23 protein-coding genes are annotated in these 23,054 nt (G+C 43.1%); 14 read left to right on the forward strand and 9 right to left on the reverse strand.

The features are described 5' to 3' along the window. Positions 1-9 precede the first annotated feature (9 nt). The 10 genes from ACX1N5_RS05235 (at position 10) to ACX1N5_RS05280 (ending at position 9,651) form a co-directional block, all read left to right on the forward strand. The gene (locus ACX1N5_RS05235; RefSeq protein ID WP_458800313.1) at positions 10-690 is read left to right on the forward strand and encodes a response regulator; all 681 of its coding nucleotides are present in this window, start codon (positions 10-12) and stop codon (positions 688-690) included. A gap of 7 nt (positions 691-697) precedes the next feature. Next, positions 698-1,471: a PAS domain-containing protein gene (locus ACX1N5_RS05240; RefSeq protein WP_458800311.1), complete on the forward strand. Its 774-nt coding sequence runs from the start codon at positions 698-700 to the stop codon at positions 1,469-1,471. A 120-nt stretch (positions 1,472-1,591) separates the two neighbouring features. Next, on the forward strand, positions 1,592-2,089 hold the full coding sequence (locus tag ACX1N5_RS05245; RefSeq protein WP_458800309.1) for a cytochrome b: 498 nt from the start codon (positions 1,592-1,594) through the stop codon (positions 2,087-2,089). Between the two features lie 421 nt (positions 2,090-2,510). Further along, positions 2,511-3,878 carry an NAD(P)-binding domain-containing protein gene (locus ACX1N5_RS05250; protein WP_458800307.1) on the forward strand — a complete coding sequence of 456 codons (1,368 nt, stop codon included), beginning with the start codon at positions 2,511-2,513 and terminating at the stop codon, positions 3,876-3,878. A gap of 782 nt (positions 3,879-4,660) precedes the next feature. Continuing rightward, entirely contained in the window at positions 4,661-5,170 is a 510-nt protein-coding gene (locus tag ACX1N5_RS05255) for a dimethylamine monooxygenase subunit DmmA family protein (RefSeq protein WP_458800305.1), read from the forward strand. After that, positions 5,158-6,099, forward strand: a complete 942-nt coding sequence (locus ACX1N5_RS05260) for a PDR/VanB family oxidoreductase (RefSeq protein WP_458800303.1) — start codon at positions 5,158-5,160, stop codon at positions 6,097-6,099. The genes ACX1N5_RS05255 and ACX1N5_RS05260 overlap by 13 nt, the downstream gene beginning before the upstream one ends. Positions 6,100-6,109: 10 nt before the next feature. Next, positions 6,110-7,123 (forward strand): heme-dependent oxidative N-demethylase family protein, encoded by a 1,014-nt coding sequence (locus ACX1N5_RS05265; protein WP_458800301.1) that lies wholly within the window; start codon positions 6,110-6,112, stop codon positions 7,121-7,123. A gap of 52 nt (positions 7,124-7,175) precedes the next feature. Next, positions 7,176-8,306 (forward strand): aminomethyltransferase family protein, encoded by a 1,131-nt coding sequence (locus ACX1N5_RS05270; RefSeq protein WP_458800299.1) that lies wholly within the window; start codon positions 7,176-7,178, stop codon positions 8,304-8,306. A gap of 203 nt (positions 8,307-8,509) precedes the next feature. Then, positions 8,510-9,085: a helix-turn-helix domain-containing protein gene (locus tag ACX1N5_RS05275; RefSeq protein WP_458800297.1), complete on the forward strand. Its 576-nt coding sequence runs from the start codon at positions 8,510-8,512 to the stop codon at positions 9,083-9,085. A 20-nt stretch (positions 9,086-9,105) separates the two neighbouring features. Beyond that, positions 9,106-9,651 carry an N-acetyltransferase family protein gene (locus ACX1N5_RS05280; protein WP_458800295.1) on the forward strand — a complete coding sequence of 182 codons (546 nt, stop codon included), beginning with the start codon at positions 9,106-9,108 and terminating at the stop codon, positions 9,649-9,651. Between the two features lie 160 nt (positions 9,652-9,811). Here the strand turns inward: ACX1N5_RS05280 and ACX1N5_RS05285 are convergent, their stop codons facing one another. The 8 genes from ACX1N5_RS05285 to purU form a co-directional block, all read right to left on the reverse strand. After that, on the reverse strand, positions 9,812-10,408 hold the full coding sequence (locus ACX1N5_RS05285; RefSeq protein ID WP_458800293.1) for a GNAT family N-acetyltransferase: 597 nt from the start codon (positions 10,406-10,408) through the stop codon (positions 9,812-9,814). A gap of 465 nt (positions 10,409-10,873) precedes the next feature. Beyond that, positions 10,874-11,212 carry a P-II family nitrogen regulator gene (locus ACX1N5_RS05290; RefSeq protein ID WP_116727124.1) on the reverse strand — a complete coding sequence of 113 codons (339 nt, stop codon included), beginning with the start codon at positions 11,210-11,212 and terminating at the stop codon, positions 10,874-10,876. Between the two features lie 63 nt (positions 11,213-11,275). Then, positions 11,276-11,941 carry a sarcosine oxidase subunit gamma gene (locus ACX1N5_RS05295; RefSeq protein WP_458800291.1) on the reverse strand — a complete coding sequence of 222 codons (666 nt, stop codon included), beginning with the start codon at positions 11,939-11,941 and terminating at the stop codon, positions 11,276-11,278. Then, positions 11,941-14,841: a 2Fe-2S iron-sulfur cluster-binding protein gene (locus ACX1N5_RS05300; protein WP_458800289.1), complete on the reverse strand. Its 2,901-nt coding sequence runs from the start codon at positions 14,839-14,841 to the stop codon at positions 11,941-11,943. The genes ACX1N5_RS05295 and ACX1N5_RS05300 overlap by 1 nt, the downstream gene beginning before the upstream one ends. Further along, positions 14,838-15,155 (reverse strand): sarcosine oxidase subunit delta, encoded by a 318-nt coding sequence (locus ACX1N5_RS05305; protein ID WP_458800287.1) that lies wholly within the window; start codon positions 15,153-15,155, stop codon positions 14,838-14,840. The genes ACX1N5_RS05300 and ACX1N5_RS05305 overlap by 4 nt, the downstream gene beginning before the upstream one ends. Positions 15,156-15,165: 10 nt before the next feature. Next, positions 15,166-16,404, reverse strand: a complete 1,239-nt coding sequence (locus tag ACX1N5_RS05310; RefSeq protein ID WP_458800285.1) for an FAD-dependent oxidoreductase — start codon at positions 16,402-16,404, stop codon at positions 15,166-15,168. 27 nt (positions 16,405-16,431) lie between these two features. Further along, positions 16,432-17,340 (reverse strand): bifunctional methylenetetrahydrofolate dehydrogenase/methenyltetrahydrofolate cyclohydrolase FolD, encoded by a 909-nt coding sequence (gene folD / locus ACX1N5_RS05315; RefSeq protein WP_458800283.1) that lies wholly within the window; start codon positions 17,338-17,340, stop codon positions 16,432-16,434. After that, complete coding sequence (purU, locus tag ACX1N5_RS05320; protein ID WP_004751795.1) at positions 17,337-18,206, reverse strand: formyltetrahydrofolate deformylase; 870 nt, start codon at positions 18,204-18,206, stop codon at positions 17,337-17,339. The genes folD and purU overlap by 4 nt, the downstream gene beginning before the upstream one ends. 324 nt (positions 18,207-18,530) lie before the next feature. Between purU and ACX1N5_RS05325 the strand changes: the two genes are divergently transcribed. Both ACX1N5_RS05325 and ACX1N5_RS05330 read left to right on the forward strand, forming a co-directional pair. Beyond that, a complete protein-coding gene (locus ACX1N5_RS05325) occupies positions 18,531-19,382 on the forward strand; it encodes a 3'(2'),5'-bisphosphate nucleotidase CysQ family protein (RefSeq protein WP_458800281.1) in 852 nt (283 codons plus the stop codon). A 58-nt stretch (positions 19,383-19,440) separates the two neighbouring features. Further along, on the forward strand, positions 19,441-20,184 hold the full coding sequence (locus tag ACX1N5_RS05330; protein ID WP_131379745.1) for a histidine phosphatase family protein: 744 nt from the start codon (positions 19,441-19,443) through the stop codon (positions 20,182-20,184). A 45-nt stretch (positions 20,185-20,229) separates the two neighbouring features. Here the strand turns inward: ACX1N5_RS05330 and rpsT are convergent, their stop codons facing one another. Continuing rightward, the gene (gene rpsT / locus ACX1N5_RS05335) at positions 20,230-20,496 is read right to left on the reverse strand and encodes a 30S ribosomal protein S20 (protein ID WP_004900852.1); all 267 of its coding nucleotides are present in this window, start codon (positions 20,494-20,496) and stop codon (positions 20,230-20,232) included. Positions 20,497-20,701: 205 nt separating this feature from the next. Between rpsT and ACX1N5_RS05340 the strand changes: the two genes are divergently transcribed. Both ACX1N5_RS05340 and rraA read left to right on the forward strand, forming a co-directional pair. Next, positions 20,702-21,382, forward strand: coding sequence for a Rossmann-fold NAD(P)-binding domain-containing protein (locus ACX1N5_RS05340; RefSeq protein ID WP_004751803.1), 681 nt, complete (start codon positions 20,702-20,704; stop codon positions 21,380-21,382). After that, on the forward strand, positions 21,379-21,885 hold the full coding sequence (gene rraA / locus ACX1N5_RS05345) for a ribonuclease E activity regulator RraA (protein WP_004751805.1): 507 nt from the start codon (positions 21,379-21,381) through the stop codon (positions 21,883-21,885). Before ACX1N5_RS05340 ends, rraA begins: the two co-directional genes overlap by 4 nt. Positions 21,886-23,054: the final 1,169 nt, after the last annotated feature.

Genomic DNA, 23,054 nt, shown 5'->3' on the forward strand with positions numbered 1-23,054 from the left:
AATATGCCCATGTGTAAAGTCAGTATTGTCGATGATCACGCACTATTTCGCCGTGGTGTTGCCGATATTATTCGGCAGGAACAAGGCTATGTTGTACTTGCCGAATATGCGTCAGGTGCGGATTTTTTGCAGGATTTACCCGAACAATATCCCGATGTGCTGCTGCTCGATGTGCAAATGCCAAATGAGTCGGGTTTGGAGATTTTAAAGCACATTCGCCAGAGTGATCAGGAGTTAAAAGTGATTATTTTAACGGCTTGTGAAGATGAGCAGGTGGTGATTGATGCAATACAGCTTGGCGCCAATGGATTTTTGCCCAAAGATACTTTGCCCGAAGTGATTGTACAAAAATTGCAGGATGTACTGGATGGGCAGATTATCTTACATGGGCAAGGCGTAAATATTCTGGCGCGGCAAGTACGCCGTGTACAGCCGCAACTCAGTGAAGCTGAATCTTGGCAAATCGATCAGCAAGAACAGCAAGATTTGGCAGATATGACCGCTCGTGAAAGGGAAACCTTATTACTGATTGCTAAAGGGCTGAACAATAAACTGATCGCGCGCGAACTTGGAATTAGTGATGGTACAGTCAAAGTCTATGTCAAAAGTCTGTTACGAAAACTGAATGTGCATTCGCGTTTGGAGTTGTCTGTGTGGGCGCATCAACATCTCAAATCACTGCGGAGCTGAGGTGGATATGCTGAAACTGTTTCGCCGTCCTGCGCAGGTTTATCCTTTGCAACTATTGCAAACTTACTGGTCGCCTGTATTTGACCGTTTTGCCGAAGTGGTACTGATTGTTGATCAGTACCTGAATATCTATAAAAGTAATATCATCTGGCAGCAATTTAGCCGCACCGATGGTCGGGATTTGACTCAATGGTTGTACCCCGAAGATGTTTATCAACTCAAAAGCCTGCTCAGCTCGCCACAGTTGACTAAAAACTGTCGTGTCCGCCTGATGGATGCCCAGCAAAACTTACGCTGGTTTGAGCTCTCGGCCAATTATTTGCTGAGTCAACCCGATAGTCAGCAGTATTTCTGGTGTTTACTACTGTCAGATCAGACCGAAAAAATTAAACAACAATATCTACAATCGGCACAGCAGCGGAGTCTCAATGACCTGATTAAGCGTTTGCCGATGATGCTGTACCGTTCCCGCAATGATTTCGACTGGACTATGGAATACATCAGTGATGGCTGTTTCGATGTGACAGGCTATACACCTGCGGAATTACTCAATACGCCACGTTATGGGCAAATGATTCACCCTGAAGATGCACCTTCAGTGTGGTCTGCGGTACAAGATGCACTGAATCAGAAAGAATTTTTCAATGTGATATATCGTATATTGCCCGATGAAGAGCGTGTGGTGTGGGTGCAGGACATTGGTTGGGGCGTTTACTCTGAAAGCGATATGATTTTGGCAGTTGAGGGAATTATTTGGTGTTCACAGCAGGCTAAATCCTAAGAAACCCTTAAGAATTAAGCCTATATGCCTTTAATTTGTGTATTTTTTATTAAAGTGAATGTTATTCGGATATTGCCCGTGATTTAATCCAACTACAAATGTTGAATTTAAGAAATCACCATGATTAAAAAATATCCTAGAACTATGATGGCTATTCACTGGATTACGCTGATTGCTGTTGCGACAGCTTATATTACCAGTGGGAATCCATTAAAAGATCCTCAACTTGGAACAATTCATATTCTTTCTGGCGGGACCGTGTTTGTTTTATTTTGTTTGCGATGTATCGCTTTTTTACTGTTACATAAAGATTTTCCAAAAAATGAAATCATCAATAAACTACAAAATTTTCTATTTAAAACAGTCAAAGTGCTTTTATATGCGTTGCTCATAATTGTGCCTGTTTCAGGATATCTTGCTTTGTCGAGTATTGCAGACAGTTATTCACTTTTTGGTCAAAATGTATATGTCATTGAAAGTTTATATGGTGATTTTTATTTAGGGGACATTCATCAAGTGTTGGGTAATGTATTTGTTTCACTTGTCGGATTTCATGCTTGTGCTGCCTTATTTCATCATTTCTTTCTTAAAGATAATGTTTTGAAGTCGATGATATAACGGGCTTGTTTGATTGATGAGTCATGTTTGGATTAGTCAAATGCGCTGATAAATCTATGCAACTTTTATGACTCAATAACATGCGATTATTTATGCTAAATCATGCATTTGAAATGCGTCCGAGCAGAATATGAAACAGGTAATTGTCGTGATTGGGGTAGGGGGGGATTGGTCAGATAATTGCCTGACGGATTAGTATAGACAAACTCAAAACTTGATAATCTCAGTCATCAGTCGAGATTTTTGCTTGAACCTGCCTTTTTAGGCAGGTTTTTTATTGCAAATTTTAAGAGCTGTTTCACGGTATCCCATTTGTGTTACCCCATCTTAGGAATTTCACGATCACAGACTTCGTCCTATGTTAATTGCATAGTGTTTCTACACTTTAACTCTTTTAATAAAATCACATGGGGATAAAGCTATGACGCGAGTTGCAATTATAGGTGCAGGGCCAAGTGGGATGGCGCAATTAAGAGCATTTCAGTCTGCTCAAGCCAAAGGTGCGGATATTCCTGAAATCGTTTGTTTTGAAAAACAGGCGGATTGGGGAGGGCTATGGAATTATACATGGCGCACAGGGATCGATGAAAATGGTGAACCTGTGCATGGCAGTATGTACCGTTATCTATGGTCAAATGGCCCGAAAGAAGCTTTAGAGTTTGCTGATTATAGTTTTGATGAACACTTTGGCAAACCGATTGGCTCTTATCCTCCACGTGCAGTGCTTTGGGATTATATTAAAGGGCGGGTCGAAAAAGCCAATGTGCGCCGTTATGTGCGTTTCAACAGTGCCGTGCGTCATATTGAGTTTAATGAACAGACTCAGCAGTTTGCAGTGAGTGTGCATGATCATAATCAAGATGTAGTGTATACCGAAATCTTTGATTATGTCGTGGTTGCCAGCGGGCATTTCTCTACACCAAAAGTGCCTGAATATGATGGTTTTAAAAGTTTTGGCGGGCGCATCTTACATGCGCATGACTTTAGAGATGCTCTAGAGTTTAAAGATAAAACTGTGTTGGTGGTGGGCAGTAGCTACTCTGCCGAAGACATTGGTTCACAATGCTACAAATATGGCGCAAAACAGATTATTAGTTGCTACCGTAATAGTCCGATGGGTTATAAATGGCCTGCAAATTGGTCAGAACGCCAGAAATTATTACGTGTTGATCAGACGCATGCGTATTTTGCTGATGGAACAAGTGCCGAGGTTGATGCCATTATTTTATGTACAGGTTATCTGCATCATTTCCCGTTTATGGAAGAGTCAATTCGCTTAAAAACCGATAATCGTTTGTATCCACTAGGGTTGTATAAAGGTGTTGTTTGGGAGAAAAATCCGAAACTGTTTTATTTGGGCATGCAAGACCAGTGGTATACCTTCAATATGTTTGATGCACAGGCATGGTATGTGCGCGATATTATTTTAAACCGTATGGCTTTGCCGAGTTTATCAGAAATGCAAGCACATACTTTAGCATGGCATGAAGAGGAAAAGACCCTGACTGATGCTGCACAAATGTATAAGTTTCAAGGTGATTACATTTTAGAGCTGATAGAAGCCACTGATTATCCAACTTTTGATATTGAAGCCATGCGTTTAATTTTTCTTGAATGGAAAAAGCATAAAAAAGAAGACATCATGACCTTCCGCGATCATATTTACCGTTCAGCGATTACAGGCACGTTGGCAGCACCGCATCATACGCCGTGGCTGGATGCCCTTGATGATTCGCTTGAAGCTTACTTGACGGATACGCCAGAAGTGCCGCAGAAAAAAGTGGGGTAGGTTGAGTTTCTGTACAAACCTATGCTTAGAATATTGAAAATTACTGCATAGTGATGATGGAGTATGATGTATTTGACTCGTAGTTCAGTATCAACCCACTATGTCTTGCACATTGATTGAAAAATATTTCAATCTTGTTCAGGTTCGACCTACTTTTCTTTTGGGAAAAGTAGGCAAAACCATCTGTCAGTTGCAAACTCGGTCAAATACCATCACTGTTTTAATATATTGAAAAACAGCATTTTAAAAATATAGCTCTGACCTCAGACATGCAACTGACGTTTCCATGTATCTTATTGTGTTTATCAATTTGATATTGACTCAAGTTAATTGGTTAAAAACCAATTCGTTGTATGTAATTATCCTTGATATTTGCTCATGCTGAATGTCATCCACTTTCCATTATTCATGAATTCTAACCACTCGGCATCTTATGGTGAGTACATGAAGGACGTCTTACGAGTGATGTTACTTTTTTAAAAAAGTAACCAAAACTTTGTCATCCACAAAACCTGTCTAATATCGGCATTGAGTCCATTATATTGCAAAAGCAACATCGAACAAAGACCACGCAGGTTGTGGATGACCTCTAGCACGAGCAGATACAGAGGGTATTCTCTAACTAATTTAAAACCAGTCAATTCACTTGACTGGTTTTTTGCTTTTTTAAACTCCACGAACTTGCATTACCCCCTTAGAGGTATGTTTTAAAGGGAATTGATTGAATGAATTAAATAATTTAAATATTTGATTATATTAATTTATTTATTGGAGTAACTGCCATGCAAGAGGCTATGCGAAGCACTCCGAGTTATCGGCAGGCACAGGAGCTCAAACCTGTACATGGGCAATATCTGTTGATTTTACAACAAGCCAATACCTTAGAAGCACAGCATCTGGCTGAACAGTTTGCAGCATTCCCAACGTTGCTTGCAACTTCAGAGGCATTTTCAGATGAACTCACAGCCCAGTTGCAACAGGCATATGCAGGCCTACATGTGGTGCTGTGTGGCAATGAAATCTTTTTATGGCAAGTCACGCAAAGCTTGATGGCACAAGGCTTGATGAAAGATGAAATTCAACTGGTTCAAACCCAGTCTGAACTTAAAAAAGTTTACTGCGTACATTGTGGTGAAACGCAAACCACGACTGCCGAAGAGTTTTGTAGTTGTGAGCATTGCGGTGTGTATTTGCTGATTCGCAGTCATTTTTCCGAGCGTTTAGGTGCGTATATGGGGGTATGTGCCAACCCTGATCAACCGATGCAAGCGGAGGGCGTATGTCTACATTAATTCCTGTGCGTGTGCGCGATATTCAGCAAGTCACGCCATTGATTCGTGAATTTACTTTAGAGGCGCTGGATCAGCCTTTACCTGCATTTTCTTCTGGCAGCCATGTGGTGGTGCAGTTACCTTTGCCAGATCGGATGTTGCGTAATGCCTATTCACTGACCAATGACCCAGCACACGATGATCACTACAAAATCGCAGTACGCCTGCAAGATGACTCGCGTGGCGGCTCTCGCTTTTTACATGAACAGGTCATGATAGGTGATGTGTTGAATATCTCCGCGCCGTTGAATTTATTTGCCCTACATTCACAGGCACATAAGCATGTGTTTATTGCAGGTGGCATCGGGATTACGCCATTTTTGGCACATATCCGTGAGCTGATGCATACAGGTCAAGCCTTCGAGTTGCACTATGCCTGCCGCGATCAAATCAGTAATGCCTATGAAACACTGCTGACCGAGTTATTTCCTGAGCAGGTGCATATTTATTCTGAAAAAACTGCGCGCCGTTTGGATGTAATGCAGTTGTTGCAGCAACAAAGTTTAAACAGCCACGTTTATGTCTGCGGCCCAGAACGCCTGACTCAGGCGGTACAAGATGCAGCGCAAACTTTGGGCTGGTCAAAGCAGCGTGTTCACGCCGAAGCTTTTGCAGCGCCTGCGGCAGGTGCTCCATTTACAGCCTATCTCACTCAAAGCCAACAGGAAATCGAAGTTCCAAGTGATTACAGCCTGCTTGAAGCCTTAGAAAAACATGAAATTCCCGTGACCAGTTTATGTCGTGGTGGCGTGTGCGGGCAGTGTGCAACCAAATATACAGGTGATGTTGAGCATCATGACCATTATTTAAACCCACAGGAACGTGAGCAATTGTTGATGCCGTGTGTGTCACGAGGCAAACAAGGCTGTCGGATTGAGCTTGAGCTATAGGAGAACTGCCATGACCGTACAATTTAACCCTGCGGAAAATATGCGTGATCAGTTTCATTATCACAACAGCGCCAAAGCTATCGCACGGTTTCCATTTCCATTTCCTGAAGACAGTTACATGTATTCGGTGAATATCGAGCCTGCATTATCTAAGCCAGGAACGATCTTTGAACATTGGTTTGACATTGACGAGCATTATCTGACCGAGGTCAATGAGCGTGCCTTGACCCTAAAAAGTGACCCGAAACGCTGCATTGTATTGCCACATATGCAACAGGCTGCATGGGATTTTCTGGAAATGGCAATGCTGCATTTGTCAGCAGATTATCCTGAACATTTTCAGTTGGAACGGCAGGGCAAGGCGTGGCACTGGATCAACCGCCCGATGAATATCGATGTGCATTTTCAGTTTGGTGATGACTCAAGCCTGCCGCTACCCGCATTTGAGTTTATTTCACGCCAGTTGCAGGGTGATATTGCCTTACTCGATCAGCGAGAAGGTGATCTGTTTATGGATGCAGGCATGATTACAGGGCCTGCGGATTGGTCCTTAAACTTTGATGCGGGCATGAGCTTTAAACAGTGGCATGCACCTGTACCGAAACTGGCACACGATGCAGGCGTGTTTGAACGGGCGCTGAAATTTTTGCTCAACATTCAGGTTGGGCATCCGTACCGCCGTTTGAATTGGACGATGACCATCAATCCACGCATGGACACCTCTTCAGAAACTTTTCATTTGTGGGGGCATGAGCGTGGCTTGGTCACTAAAGACAATGCAGGTGAGTTAGTGCATTTACGGGTTGAGCTGCAAATGATGCCACGTCTTGCACGTAGCAACGCGCTGTTATTTAGCATTCGCACTTATCTGATTAGTCTGAATGATCTGGCCACCAATCCCGCATGGGCAAAACGCCTGCATCGGGTGATTCGGGACTTGCCTGAGTCAATTGCCGACTACAAAGGCATTAGCCGTTACCGCGAACCACTGGTGCAATGGCTGAGTCAGTTCGACCAAGAATAAACCATGATTTAACAATGAATTGATATTGATACAAAATGAAGGAAAAATACTTATGGCAAATTTATGGCGTATTTCAGCACTGGCAGAACGTCACCGTCAGCTTGGCTCAAATCTGGAAGACTGGAATGGTATGGGAACGGCATGGACCTATGCCAGTGACACTGCTGAGCATTATCTGGCGATCCGAACCAAAGCAGGTTTGATGGATGTTTCAGGTCTGAAAAAAGTGCATTATGTGGGGCCACATGCAGAAAGCTTGCTCGAATATGCCACCTCACGCGACATTTCTAAGCTTTATCCAGGCAAGTCGGTGTATGCCACCATGCTGAATGAAGAAGGAAAATTTGTCGATGACTGCGTGATTTATCGTACAGGGCCGAATGCCTTTATGGTGGTACACGGCACAGGGATTGGTTTGGAAATGCTGACCCGTTCGGCAACAGGCCGCCAAGTTGCGGTGCTGTTTGATGATGACCTGCATGATTTATCCTTACAGGGGCCTTTGGCAGTGGATTTCCTTGCGGAATATATCCCTGATATTCGCAACTTACCGTATTTCCATCACATACAGACCAAACTGTTTGGTTGCCCTGTGATGATTTCACGCACAGGCTATACGGGCGAGCGTGGTTATGAAATTTTCTGCAAGGCCATGGATGCACCGCTGATTTGGGATACGATTTTAGAAAAAGGTGGGAAGTACGGCATTATTCCATGCTCATTTGTGACTTTGGACTGGTTACGCGTAGAAAGTTATTTACTGTTTTATCCTTATGATAACTCTGAGTATTTCCCATTTAAAAATGACAAGTCAGGCGATAGCTTATGGGAACTTGGACTCGACTTTACCGTTTCACCGAGTAAGGGCGAATTTCGCGGCGGCTATGAGCATAAACGCTTGCAAGGTAAAGAACGCATCAAGATTTTTGGTGTGATGCTCGAAGGTGAGCAAGCTGCGCAAATGGGTGATACCTTGTGGGATGGCGATACGCAAATCGGGGTGATTACCTGTGGTATGTATTCACCACTCAGCAAGAAGTCAGTGGCTTTAGCACGGGTTGATGTACCTTATGCGGTGCAAGGACGCGAGATTCAGGTCAAAGGCAGTTTGGAAGTCAATGCGATTACCCATACTTTACCGTTTGATGATCCACAAAAACTCAAAAGAACAGCAAAAGGTTAATTTGCCTTATTACATCCAAAATCCTGCATCCAGCAGGATTTTTTTTATGGGAATTTGCTGTGTCATATAAATAGCCTAAGCATTTTTAAAAAGATTAACGAGCAGATCAAAATGAAAACTATACAAAATTCTCTTGCATCTATTTTTTGAATTCTATTATATTGGATTAATATTCTAATATATTGAATATAAAAAGGAGGGTTATGAGCGAACAACAACCTGATATTAATCAGCACATCGCCCAGCATATCCGTGAACTACGTCTTGCTAAAGGCTATTCACTCGAGCAGTTGGCGGCACGAAGTGGGGTTAGCCGCTCCAGTATTTCCCTGATTGAGCGTGCTGCAACCAGCCCTACAGCGGTGATTCTTGAAAAACTTGCTGCCGCTTTGGATGTTTCATTGGCGAGTCTATTTGTCTTTGATACAACAACCAGTGAGTCACCATTATTACGTTATGAGCAGCAGAAGCAATGGCGTGATCCTGCATCGGGTTATCTACGACGTAATTTGTCGCCTGTGAGTGTGGCATCACCGATGCAACTGGCTGAAATTACTTTCCCTGCAAATACGCAGGTTTCTTATGACTTTGTACCGCGTGAGGTCAAAGTTTATCAACAGATTTGGCTGTTAGAAGGTGAAATGAAAATTCACTGTGGCGAACAGAGCTATACCTTGCAGCAAGGTGATTGCCTGTCGATTCAACTAAATCAGCCCATCGTTTTTCAAAATTTTACAGCCCAAGAAGCTCGTTACTTGGTAGCAGTGTGTGAAATGTAATGACAATAGGAATACAAGCAATGTACAAAAGTGAAAATATTCAACTCATTGAATGTAATGAAGCTGAGCATGCTCAAGCTATTTTAGACATTTTTAATGAAGCGATTTTAAACTCAACGGCGTTGTATGATTATAAACCGCGCAGTTTGGAACAGATTCAAACTTGGTTTGCCTCTAAACGTGAACATGGTTTTCCCGTGATTGGTGCAGCCGATATTGAAGGCAAGTTACTTGGCTTTGCCAGTTGGGGCAGCTTTCGCGCATTCCCTGCGTATAAATATACGGTTGAACACAGTATTTATATTCATCATGAAGAACGTGGGCGCGGTTTAGGAAAACTGTTGTTGCAAGCCCTGATTGAACGCGCAAAACAACACGGGCAGGTACATGTGTTGATTGGCTGTATTGATGCCAGTAATCAGGCGAGCATAGCCTTGCATGAACGTTTAGGTTTTGAACATTCGGGAACATTCCCGCAGGTCGGTTTTAAGTTTGGACGTTGGCTGGATGCAGCATTTTACCAGTTGATTCTGCCTACACCTTTAAATCCAAAAGATGATGTTTGAGATAAAATAGAAATCTGAGAGAGCAGAATCAAATTGTGATTAAAAGTTCCTTCTCCCTCTTGGGATGAGGAACATTCTGCAAGAGGATGAAGGTATCTTAATGGTGAGTCTATTATTTAAAATAGTAACTGATGAAAAACGCCTTTTATATCAAAAAATATTAATACACTTTCTGCAATAAATCCTGCAAATGCGCTTTGATCTCTGCCCATTCTCCAGCACGAATACTGTACATGACGGTATCACGCACTGTGCCATCTTTGCGCGGTTGATGATGGCGCAAAACTCCATCTTTTTTTGCACCTAAACGTTCAATCGCCCGTTGGCTGCGGTAATTAAAATTATCCGTACGAAAGCCCACAAGCTGTGCACCTAAATCTTCAAAGGCATGGCGTAATAGCAGGAATTTACAGGTGGTATTCACATGGGTTCTCTGCACCGAAGCAGCATACCAGGTATAACCAATTTCAAGGCGCTGAATGTTGGGCACAATATCGTGATAACTGGTGGTTCCGAGTACTTTGCCTGTTTGTGTGTTAATGACTGCAAAGGCTTGGCGTTGTTGCTGTTCGCGCTGTTGTAAGGCATGTTCAATATACGCTGCAACCTGATCGGGATGTGGAGCAGAAGTGACGCGAATATTCCACAGTTCACCATCTTGTGTAGCTGCAATCAAACTTTGCAAATGTTCGATGCTCAGTGGTTCAAGACGAAGGTTGTCATGTTCAAGGGTTGGTGCAGCAGCTAACCAGTTCATTTTGTTTATACTCGATCAAGTAAAGATATGGAGATAGAAAAGCAGAATCTAACTCGATTTTTTTCATCGCTTACTTTTTCCAACGAGAGAAATGTAAAGTGGAAAAATCATCATGAAAGCAGTCGATTTTCTCTGTAAAAATAACAAAAAGAGTAAAGCAAGTCTAAAAATCAATGCAAGGTTAGTTCTTTATCATTCATGGCAAGCTTTAATGAAGGATCGAACTTTTCTAGGGTTAATATTCAAGATCGATTTGGCTGTCTTTGAGAGTAGTTTGCATCAGGGATTCTGATCTTGATGAAGAAAGCAAAGATGAGAGACACAGATGATGCTTGATCTTTAAAAAAAGTGAGGAGAATACTCCACGAAGCAATCAAGCTTTTGTTGTACTGACCCTTATAATGTATATATGGCGGCATCCATGCTGCCGATCATGAGCATTCAGGTTGTATCTGGAATTTGGTTTTATAATGCATCCACACCAGTTTCGCCTGTGCGAATCCGAATTACCTGTTCTAGATGGGATACAAAAATTTTGCCATCACCAATTTTACCTGTTGCGGCAGCTTTGCTAATCGCTTCAATGGCTTGATCAAGTGCTGAATTGTCCAGTGCAATTTCAAGTTTGACTTTAGGTAGAAAATCCACCACATACTCTGCACCGCGGTACATTTCAGTATGTCCTTTTTGTCGACCTGCGCCTTTGACTTCAGTCACGGTTACGCCTTGTACACCAATAGCTGCGAGTGCTTCACGCACATCATCCAGTTTGAACGGTTTTATAATTGCAGTGATCAGTTTCATTATTATATCCTCTTAAAGTAAAAGACACCTGAAACATTCAGATGTCTGGTCGGTTGTTATAATTTAAATTAAACCTTCAATGCCGCTAATCTCACCGCCGAATTCTGAAATGGCATCTTGCAGGACTTGCCACAAATACAGCGCTGCGGCACGGTCGCAGAGAATATTCAGTTTTTGCGTTTGCAGGTCACTGACATTGATCACGATGGCATTCACTCGTGCCACCGAGGTTTGCGCCACTTTACCCACTGGAAAGGCTTCAGTTGATAAATCCACGGCACAGAGTTTTGCCATAATTTCGGTATTGAACTGACCTGTCAGTTGTATCCATGCGTGGCTGTCCTGACGTGGTAACAAATAGTTGGCGTATTGTTCATCGGGTCGCCAGTCATTTTCAAGCTGGGCAATCCGTTCACCAAAATCATCCAGACTGCCCAAAACTAAATATTCCGTCATCGACAGTCGCGCAATCCAGCTACCATCGACCTGTGCCAGAGCATGGTTGGGACGTTCAGGCAGGCTAAAACCAAAACGGTGCAAATAGGCTGCACTGTCCAAGCCACGAAAACCCACACGTGACAAATTGGTCAGGTCAACTACCGCACAGTGCTGAATTTTTCGTTCAGCCTGAGAAGTTGCTTCGCTTAAAAATTCGCGTTTGCTACGTCCAAAAACATTATAAGGTTGTTGTGCAATTGGACTGTGTTCAGTTGCTAGAGTTTGCATCATCAAACCTCCTGCCGTTGGTTGTCTGGATCATAAAATGGGGCTTTGACCACTTTGGCATGGACCATTGCGCCGTGTTCTACCCGAATCGGGAAGTTTTGCCCGATTTCACTTTGTTCAATTCCGACATAGGCCAAGCCAATAATCTTGTCGAGCGTTGGCGAGTATTCACAAGAAGTGATGTTGCCTGTGATTTTGTCGCCATTGAGGACAATATGTCCTTCAAGCGGTTGAGTCTGATGTTTGTCCAGTTCAAATGCCACCAGTTTGCGTTTTAAAGGCTGTGCTTCCAAAATCGCAATCGAACGTTTACCGACAAACCACGGTTTTTTGCGTGCAACCGCCCAGCCCAGATCCACCTCTTGTGGATGAGTCATGCCATCGGTGTCTTGGCTGATGATAATGTGACCTTTTTCAAGACGCAGTAAACGCTGGCTTTCCACGCCAAATGGCTGCATGTTAAAGGGTTGACCTGCCTGCAGGAGGGTATCCCACATGTATTCGCCAAAACGTGCAGGGAAATGTATTTCATAACCGAGTTCACCGACAAAGCCGACCCGTAAAATCCGTACAGGAATGCCATGAATCGTGCCTGTACGCACGCCTAGATATGGGAAAGCTGCATTGGATAAATCCACATCCTGACAGACTTTTTGCATGACTTGGCGTGAGTTCGGCCCTGCAATATTCAGCGCTGCGAGTGCTGTGGTGACGTTAGAAATATCAATACTGAGACGCCACTGGGCATTCCATTTCAACATTTGTTGATAAATCCGATCGACACCACTGGTGGTTGCAGTCACATAAAAATGGTTTTCACTCAGGCGCGCAGCCACACCATCGTCAATCACCACGCCATGTTCATTGGTCATCACGGCATAACGGGTTTTCCCAACAGGAAGTTTGGCAAAACCAAAGGTATATAAACGGTTTAAAAACTCGGCGCTATCTGGGCCGCGAACATCTAGTCCACCCAGGGTTGAGACATCAATGATGCCGACATTTTGATGCACGTTTTGTACTTCACGTGCAATGTGTTCTAGGCGCTGTTCAGGATTGCCATAAAAAGCAGGGCGTTGCCAGTTGCCCGCAGGCATCATTTTTGCACCTGCTGCAAGGTGGCGAGCATGCATTGGAGTTTGGCGAAATGGGTCGAAACCACGTCCCGCAACATGTGCCAGTTTCTCGGCAGTAAACGGAGGGCGGGCAGTGGTCACACCTGTTTCGCTGATACTGCGTTGAGTCGATTTTGCCACCAAACGTGCTGTTGGCAGTGCAGAGTGACGACCTTGCGATGGTCCCATACCGACAGTCGAAAAGCGTTTGACCAGTTGTACATCGCGATAACCACTTTTGGTGGCATTGACGATATCGCGAATTTGCAGATCTTCATCGAAATCGACAAATTCTTTACCTTTAGGGTGTTCAAAGATCGGCCAAGGAAAATTCATTGAGCTTTCTTTAACATTTGGTGCAGTGATTTTGCTGGCATCTTCGCCACGCAAAGCGGTAACTGCAACTTTGGCAATGTAGCTGGCATCTTGTAAAACATGCTCAATCTGGTGAATACCATTGACCGAACCTGTAATCGACAAGCCTTTTGGTAAGCCTGAAATGTTAAATGCCGCTTGTTGATCGTTGTAGCTCAGCTTGCCACCCGCCTGACATAGCAGCTGATACACAGGCATGTAACCTGCTGACATGCACAGGACATCACAGTCAATTTTCTGAGCGTTGGCATCGACCTGACCTTCAGCCACGATGCGGCGTACATCCACACCAGTCAGGTGCTGCATGCCACTATTGTGCAAGGCTTCATATACAGTGCTACTCAAATGACAGGCAATACCTTTGGCTTTTACCGCACTCAATAAGGTAGTATCAGATGCTACAGGACGCATATCCACCACGGCTTTGACGGTTACACCTGCTTCCGCCAAATCTAGGGCTGTTAAATAACCATCATCATGTCCAGTCAACACCACTGCCGTTTGCGCAGGTTTCACTGCATAGAGTTTCATCAGGCGTTGTGCCGCACTCGACAAAATCACACCAGGCAAGTCATTGTTACGGAAAATCACGGGTTGATCGAAGCTGCCACTCGCCACGATACATTGCGCTGCACGGACTTTGTACATGCGTTTGCCTTGGATAATCGGCAAATAATGATCGGTAAACCATGCATTACAAGTGGCTTCAGTCAGTACAGTAATCTGTGCGTGTTGTTCAACGGCACTGACTAGACGTTGTTTGAGTTCAGCCGCTTGTTTGCCTGCTGCATCAAGGCGAGCATAGTTCAGACTACCCCCCAAGATTTTCTCTTGTTCAATCAGTAGAACTTTCGCGCCTAACTCTGCTGCTGTCAGTGCTGCCTGTAAACCCGCAGGGCCTGCACCAATAATGGCAACATCGGTAAACAAATAGGCTTTGTCGTAATATTCAGGCTGAAAGTTGAGATCCAGAACCCCCAAACCTGCCTTTTTACGAATAATCGGTTCCCAAAGTTTCCAGACGCCTTTCGGTTTGTAGAACGAGCGATAGTAAAACCCGACAGGCATAAACTTGGAAAATTTACCCAAAAAGGCATCCGAGTCTTTCAGGAGTGAACCTGAAAAGTTTTGCCCAGTGACTTGCATATTCGGTTTAATCACCGTGGTATCGGCAAGCACATTGGCTTCTTCAGGCAGTTGCACCAAAGTGTTGGCATCTTGTCCTGCCATGGTTAGCGGTGCGCGTGGACGATGGTATTTAAATGAGCGTGACATAATCCAGCGCTGATTGGCAACGAGCGCACTGGCAATACTGTCACCTGCAAAGCCCTGGAAACGGCTGTGGTCAAATTCAAATTCAACAGGCTGTTGGCGATTAATTAACAGCCCATAAGGCAGGGGTAATCGGTTCATGTCAAAGACTCCTTGTGAACTGAAGATGGGCTGCTTTCATTAAATTCGACCCGTTGCTGAAACAACTCTTTTGGGTCATAAGTTTTTAAAATTTCATCGGTAATGGTGTTGCGTTCGGCAATAAACCAATAACTGCTTGGAGCATGCATCCACCATTCACGCACAATGCCTGCAAGGTTGTCGCAGTTAAACACGTAATCTGCCCATTCATAGTCGCTACAGTGGTTTTGGTCTGGCATGTCTTTGAGTTCGCCACCATAGACAAATTCACTGATATTGCGTGGACCATTGAGTGGACAAGGCATAATTTTCATCAGATTCTCCTTAGTGGCTCGCCGCAGTTGCGCCCATTTCATTGACTTGCTGGAAGGTGCTGAAACGCTCCAGTGCAAAAGGTTCAATCAGGCGAGGGGTCTTGCCAGTTGCCACCAGTTCTGCCATGGTCTTGCCGCAGATCGGCGTGGCTTTAAAGCCCCAGGTTCCCCAACCTGCATCGAGGTAGTAATTATCAACAGGCGATTTTCCCATAATCGGGCTGTAGTCGGGGGTCATATCAGTAATGCCTGCCCATTGGCGCATGAGTTTGACATTGGCCATAAACGGGAACATTTCAATGGCATGTGCCAGTAAGCTTTCTTTCAAGTCTAGAGTTGAGCGAGTGTTATACAGTGGATATGGATCTGAACCACCACCAAACACGATTTCGCCACGGCTGGTTTGTTGTACATAACAGTGCAAAGCCGATGAACTGACCAGTGGTGTCAGGAAGGGTTTAAACGGCTGAGAAACCATGGCTTGTAACGGGAAGGTCTGAATTGGTGCGCGGATCTTGGCTTTTGCCATTAAAATCGAAGATGCTCCTGCAATGGCTTGTACTGCACAGCCACATTGCACTGTGCCACGATTGGTTTTGATGGCTTTGATTTTATTGTTCTCAATCACCAGATCCTGCACTTCGGTGAGTTGATGGATTTCCACGCCACGCTTGGCAGCTTCTTTGGCATAACCCCAAGCCACGGCATCGTGACGTGCAGTTGCACCATCGATATGCCAAAGTCCAGCCAACACAGGCAAATGTGCAGGGTCAAGATTCAGGCAAGGCACTAACTCTTTAATCTGCTGGCGATCCAGCATTTCGGTACGTCCACCAAAGTGTTTGTTGACTTCGGCACGTTGGCGGAAGGCACGGACAGTCGAGTCAGTATGTGCCAGTGTGAGCTGCCCACGCTCAGAATACATAATGTTGAAATCAAATTCGTTGGAGAGATTTTTAAATAAGTTGACCGATTCGGCATAAAACTCGACGCCTTCGGAGGTTAGGTAGTTGGAACGAATCACTGCCGTATTACGTGCAGTATTGCCCCCACCTAAATAGGCTTTTTCCAGAACCGCAATATTGGTAATACCGTGATATTTAGACAGGTAGTAGGCTGTCGCAAGACCATGCCCACCACCGCCAATAATCACCACATCATAATGCGGTTTCAGAGCCGTCGGTGGAGGTAAATCCACTTCGACAGGATATTCAGAACTTAATCCATATTTCAGTAGACTAAATGGCATGAGTCCTCCACAGCGCTAGGCATTGACTTAAACGGAAGTTGAATGAGTTTGTGCATGCTGCAACTTCGCGGCATGTACTGTATTTTTCATCAGGTAGGCAATGGTCATTGGACCAACACCACCGGGTACTGGGGTAATGGCACTGACCATCGGCAGGACATCTTCATAGTCCACATCACCGACCAGACGGTTTTTGCCATTTTCCTGAATGCGGTTAATGCCGACATCAATCACCACTGCATTGGTTTTTAAATAAGATGAGTTGATCATGCGCGGACGTCCCACCGCTGCGACCACGATGTCACCCAACTGGCAAAGCTGTGCCAAATCCTGACTTTTGGAATGCACCACAGTTACGGTGCAGTTTTCCTTGAGCAGTAAAGCTGCCATTGGTTTGCCGACAATATTGGAACGCCCAACCACAACAGCATGCAGTCCAGTTAGATCTCCCAAAGTATCTTTAAGCAGGCGAATACAGCCTGTTGGCGTGCAAGGGGTGAGTACATCACGCCCCTGACTTAAACCGCCGACATTTTTACTATGGAAACCATCGACATCTTTTTTCGGGTCGATACGTTCCAGAACCGCGGTTTCATCGATATGTTTTGGCAATGGCAGTTGTACCAAGATGCCATGTACGCTGTGATCTGCGTTCAGTTCATCAATTTTTGCGAGTAGTTCCATTTGGCTAAGTTCGGCAGGAAAACGAAATTCCAATGAACGAATGCCGACCATCAGGGCTTTTTCGACCTTGTTACGGACATAAACCTGACTTGCAGGGTCTTCACCGACCAAAACCACAGCGAGGCAAGGTGTAATACCTTGCTGTTGCAGAGCAGCAACATCGTGTTTAACTTCTTCGAGTACCTGTGCAGCGGTGGCTTTACCATCGATGACGGTAATTTCAGATGCTGTAAATTGACTGAGTAAACTCATTTGAACACCACCGTACGATTGTCGTTGAGGAATACGCGGTGTTCGACAAAGTATTTCACCGCTTTAGATAGGGCGATGGTTTCTGTGTCACGACCAAGAGAGACCAAATCTTCAGGCATATAGGCATGGTCAACGCGTTGCACGGCTTGCTCAATGATTGGACCTTCATCCAAGTCGCTGGTCACAAAGTGCGCCGTTGCACCAATCAGTTTCACGCCACGGTCAAAGGCTTGGTGATAAGGTTTTGCACCTTTAAAACCTGGTAAGAATGAATGGTGAATGTTGATGGCACGACCTGATAACTGTTTGCATAGATCGTTAGACAGAATCTGCATATAACGTGCAAGAATGACCAGTTCAGTGCCTGTTTCATCAACAATTTTGATCAGCTCTTGTTCTTGCTGTGTTTTATTGCCTTTAGTGACAGGCAAGTAGATAAAACGAATACCTTCACGTTCTGCAACGGCACGCAAATCTAAATGGTTGGAAACAATTGCAGTAATTTCAAAATCTAGCTCACCTTTGTGATAGCGATACAGCAAGTTCAGTAGACAGTGGTCAAATTTACTCACCATAATCAAAACCTTAACAGGCTGATTTTGATTATAAAAAGTGGCTTGCATGTCAAAAGCATCACTCACGTTGCTAAAGTTTGCTTTGAGCTGTTCAATATCTCCATCGACCCCAGCATTGAAACGGAACACAGCACGCATAAAGAAATGCCCTGTAGTTTCATCGTCAAATTGTGCCATTTCACTGATATAGCAACCGTTACTTGCTAAATATCCTGAAACTGCTGCAACAATTCCAGATGCTGCAGGACAACTAATTTTTAATACATATTGCTCAATTTGGTGGTGTGCCATGGTGGTGCTTCCTCGCCGTGTGGTCTTTAGGAAAATTCCCCTTTAAAAATTCTTCATGGGAAAATTATTTTCTTCAAGGTAATTTATATAAAAATTTAATCACGTCGTCTAGCATTTTTTGAATTTTTTTTTCCTGATAGGAAACTTTTGTGAGGTATCTCATTGGGAGTAGAGCGTCATATTGCTGTGCAACATTTTTTCTTATGAGGAATAAAGCAAAGATTGTGCCTAGATTTTCAATAAACCCAAAAAATCTAGTCCATTGAGCTGTATTTCAAAGAATGAGGCGGTATGATGAGTAAATCGTGAAAATGAGAAGCAATCATGTTTGTGCCAAGCGATCACCCCAATGATGAATTAATACATGCTGTTGTGCAGATTTTGCAGCAAGCCAGTGAAATTATTCGGCAGGAATATTTGAACTTTTGTCAGGGAGAAAAATTTCATGTGCAGACCAAACATGATGATTCACCCGTAACGCAGGCCGATTTAAAAGCCAATCAGTTTATTGAAGCTGCATTGCAAGAACTTACGCCAACACTGCCGCTTTTATCAGAAGAAAATGAACATCATGAGCGGCATTCTTGGTCACGCTGCTGGTTACTTGACCCTTTAGATGGCACCAAAGAGTTTTTACATCAACGCCCAGAGTTTACGATTAATCTGAGTCAGATCGAAAATGGTAAAACCCTGTTTTCTGCCATTGCCATTCCTGCACAGCAATTGATTTATATCGGCTATTTGGATCAATATCCTTATAAATACGATGCAGAGCAACAGCAATGGTCTATTTATCAAACCCCTGAGACCCAGACACTTGAACCGATTCATGTTGGGTTGAGCCATCGCAGTAAGCAACCCGAATATCAGCAGTTTATTGAGATTTTGCAGCAAGATCATGCGATTGAAACCTCACATGCAGGCAGTGCTTATAAATTCTGTATGATGCTGGAAGGCAAAATTGATTTGTATCCGCGTTTCCATCCCACTTCAGAATGGGACACCAGTGCAGGGCAAGGGTTACTTGAAAGTATTGGCGGTGGTTTAGTCAGTTTGTCTGGGGAGCCATTTATTTATAATCAGCGTCGCCGTTTATTGAATGATGGCTTTATTGCATTTTCACAACCTGCATATCAGGAAATCGCGTTGAATGCACTTCGCCTAATGACGAAATGACATTGCAGTCCAAAAGCAGCATGATATAGTGGACAAGTAACCACTTGAATCCAGAAGAATGTCATTACAGTTATTACCTCAAAGCATGTATCGGGCCATTGATTTACTTCCTGATATCACCACACCTGTGACTTTATTTACACGACACTCGGTTCGTGAAGTTGTGGCTGGGCAAGGTTTGGCGGGATATGACTTGCAGTTGACAGGTGAGGGGCGTGAACTGGCACAGGCGTGGGGCTGTTATTTAATTGAAAATACAGGACGTGTGATTGAACAGTGCATGTCTAGCCCAATTCAGCGTTGTGTTGATACTGCTGCATTGATGATTCAGGGTGCAGATCAGATCACACAGAATGCCAATACCCATCATATTGAAATTGTGGAACAGGGTTTACTGGTTGAACCAGGGAGCTTTGTGCTGGATATTCAGCAGGCAGCACCGTATTTTCGCCAGCAAGGTGCATTGGGTTTTATTAACAGTTTTGTGAATAATGCTTTACCTGGCATGAAACACCCGATTACGGGCGTGGTAGATGTTCTGGAACTGATATATAACGCTCATCCGCAGCACAGTGGTGGTTTAACGCTTGCGGTCAGTCATGACACGATTATTGCAGCTATGCTGGCAGTCATGCGAAATCAGACCCTGTTAGAAAAAAGTGACTGGCCTGAAATGATGGAAGGGGTGTTCGTCTGGTTTGAAGGCGACAACTTTGCCGATAGCGTGCTGAAGTGGATCTGGCGCGGTAAGATTCACCAGTTGTCCATTCGTGAATTTATCCAGCAAAAAAGCAGATCATGAACCAATAAAAAAGCCCCAAATTTGGGGCTTTTTTATAATGCAAAATTAGTTAGCTAAAGCTTTAACTTGTGCATTCAAACGGCTCTTATGACGAGCAGCTTTGTTTTTATGGATGATGCCTTTATCAGCCATACGGTCGATTACAGGAACAGCTTTTTTGTAAGCTTCTGTAGCAACAGCATAATCACCAGCTGCGATTGCACTTAAAGTACGTTTGATATAAGTACGAACCATAGAACGCAAGCTTGCGTTGTGTTTGCGCGCTACAACGTTTTGACGCGCACGTTTTTTTGCCTGAGCAGAGTTTGCCACTCTTGCACTCCTTGAAATAGATTGGTCTGGGCGGGCTGAAACAATACTGAAACTACTCAGATCGCCTTCACCAGCCCGTAAACAAGTGCGATATTTTGATGAATCAGCGTTATGAAGTCAAGTATTATCAGGGTTTGATCGACTTTTGCAGTCAAAAAAAGTATAAAATCTAAACATAATTATCGCTGTAGATGAATATCTTCTCATGCAAAAAGTAAAAATACAAAGCGCAATTGTAATTGGAGCAACAGGCTTGATTGGTCAGCAACTGGTGCAGCAATTACTACAGCTTCCCGAATGCCTAAAAATCACCCTGATCTTACGCCGTGAACAGATTCAGTATCAAGGAAACAGCAAGATTCAACAATTGGTTCTGGATGATTTTTTGCTGTTGAATGAAGAAGATGTCAGTCAGCATACACATGCTTTTAGTTGTCTCGGCACAACTTTAAAACAAGCAGGTTCGCGTCAAGCCTTTTATGATATTGACTATGGCATCAACATGCATTTTGCCGAGCTTCTACAAAATAAGCACATACATTATCTGCTGGTCAGCGCCATGGGAGCATCGCCAGATTCGCGTTTTTTCTATAATCGGGTCAAAGGCGAGTTAGAGCGCGACGTTCAGGAATTTGATCTCGATACCATCTCTATCTTACGTCCATCTTTACTGATTGGTGAGCGTGAACATTCGCGAATTTTTGAAGGTTTGGGACAAAAATTATTTCATTGTACGGAACGGTTTTTACCACGATACTATCGCTATAAACCTGTGACCGCATTACAGGTAGCTAAGACTATGGTCGCGGCTGCAATGCTACAAACCGAACACGTTCGAATTTATAATAACTTAGATATACAAAACACAACATGGAGCACTGTATGACAGCATTTGTAACTTGTGATTTATTGGATGATCATCCTGACAGCAATATTCAGGTGCTTGGTCCGAGTCTGGACAACAAATTTTTTAAAAGTTATGGTGGTCGTAAAACCTTTGGTGGTGAAATTGTCACAGTTAAATGCTATGAAGATAATTCACGTGTAAAAGAATTACTTGCCAGTGATGGTACGGGTAAAGTGCTGGTGGTGGATGGTGGTGCATCTATGCGCTGTGCGCTCATGGGCGATATGATTGCTGAATCTGCAGTACGTAATCACTGGAATGGTGTGGTGATTTACGGTTGTGTGCGTGATGTCGATGCGATGGCGGAGTTGGATTTGGGCGTGCATGCTTTGGCAGCTATTCCACGAAAAAGTAACCGTCAGGGTGTGGGGGTGATTGATATTGCACTGCATATTGGTGGAGTGATTATTATCCCGGGAAATTATATTTATGCTGATAATAATGGCATTATTATTTCAGAAGAAAAACTGGTAGAACTTTGATTAAATAGTTTAAATCAAGATTTTTAACACTTTCATCATGACAGTGCGAATAGATCAAAGAACAAGTTTAGCCAAATAGGTTGAGCTTGTTTTTTTATTTGATTGCTTTGTAATATTGGTTTGAATTTGAGCGTTTGAATGAGTTTCTTTCAGTTCTTGGGTAACTATATATGCTTTATTTAAAAAAGATTCTCTCTACTTTCGATTTAACCATTTAGTTAGTGAATTTAGGCATTATTGTCATAGGATTGAATTTGTAATCATCAAGCCAACAGAGTGAGTGTCTTATTAGGCTTCTTTTATTCATTTGTTTTTAATTGTCTTACACTTAATTGAAGTGTCATTCAACTGTCAAGGGCTATTTAGTATAACGCCATATTGAAGAATCTTTATATTGCGTAGCAATGTCTGACAGAATGTACTGCAATCAATCATTGCTAAAACTTCGTGATACTGAAGCAACATAAATATCCCTGACAGCATATTGATTTCAATTTTAATTCAAGTTTATTTAATATCATAAGTGCTTTGACTGATCCATTTTTCCCTGTAATAAAATACAAAAAAGTGGATAAAGTATGATGCACAAAGCCTAATTATTAATGCCTTAATGAGAGCTTTTATACAAAGTTGTAGAGTGATCTTTCTTATTGGATTTATTTATTGATTCATTTTATTTTTTGTATTTTATTGAAATATATTTAATTTTTTTTACAAATACATAAGCCAGCCATGAGTTATGATAGAAAATAGATCTATTGATTCAAATAATTAAAGATCAATCACAACGCTGTGGTAATTTGTTTGGTATTGGCCTAAGGCTATAATCGATTTATTTTTAGACATAGAACCTATAGTAAGAAATAAAATAAGTATTGGTATTCTATTCGACTTTTTTCCATTCTTATCCTCGCTTAGAGCTAGGTTTAATTTCAATAGATTTCTTTTATTCGTCCTTTTTCTCTTTTTTGGAGAAATACAAAAAAGACGTCTAATAAATCAAAAATGCTTGATTTATATTTCTTTTCTTAGCTTAAGGTGTTTTACAAATTTAGCTTTTAAGGAAAAGTTGATGTCAAATTCTGCTGTAGTTGAGTCAGTTGCCTTAAGATTAAGGCAAGCTGAATTATTACAGGCGGCGATAACTCCAATTCGTTCCGAACTTGGTG

The sequence above is a fragment of the Acinetobacter sp. ANC 4636 genome, from assembly GCF_054454555.1.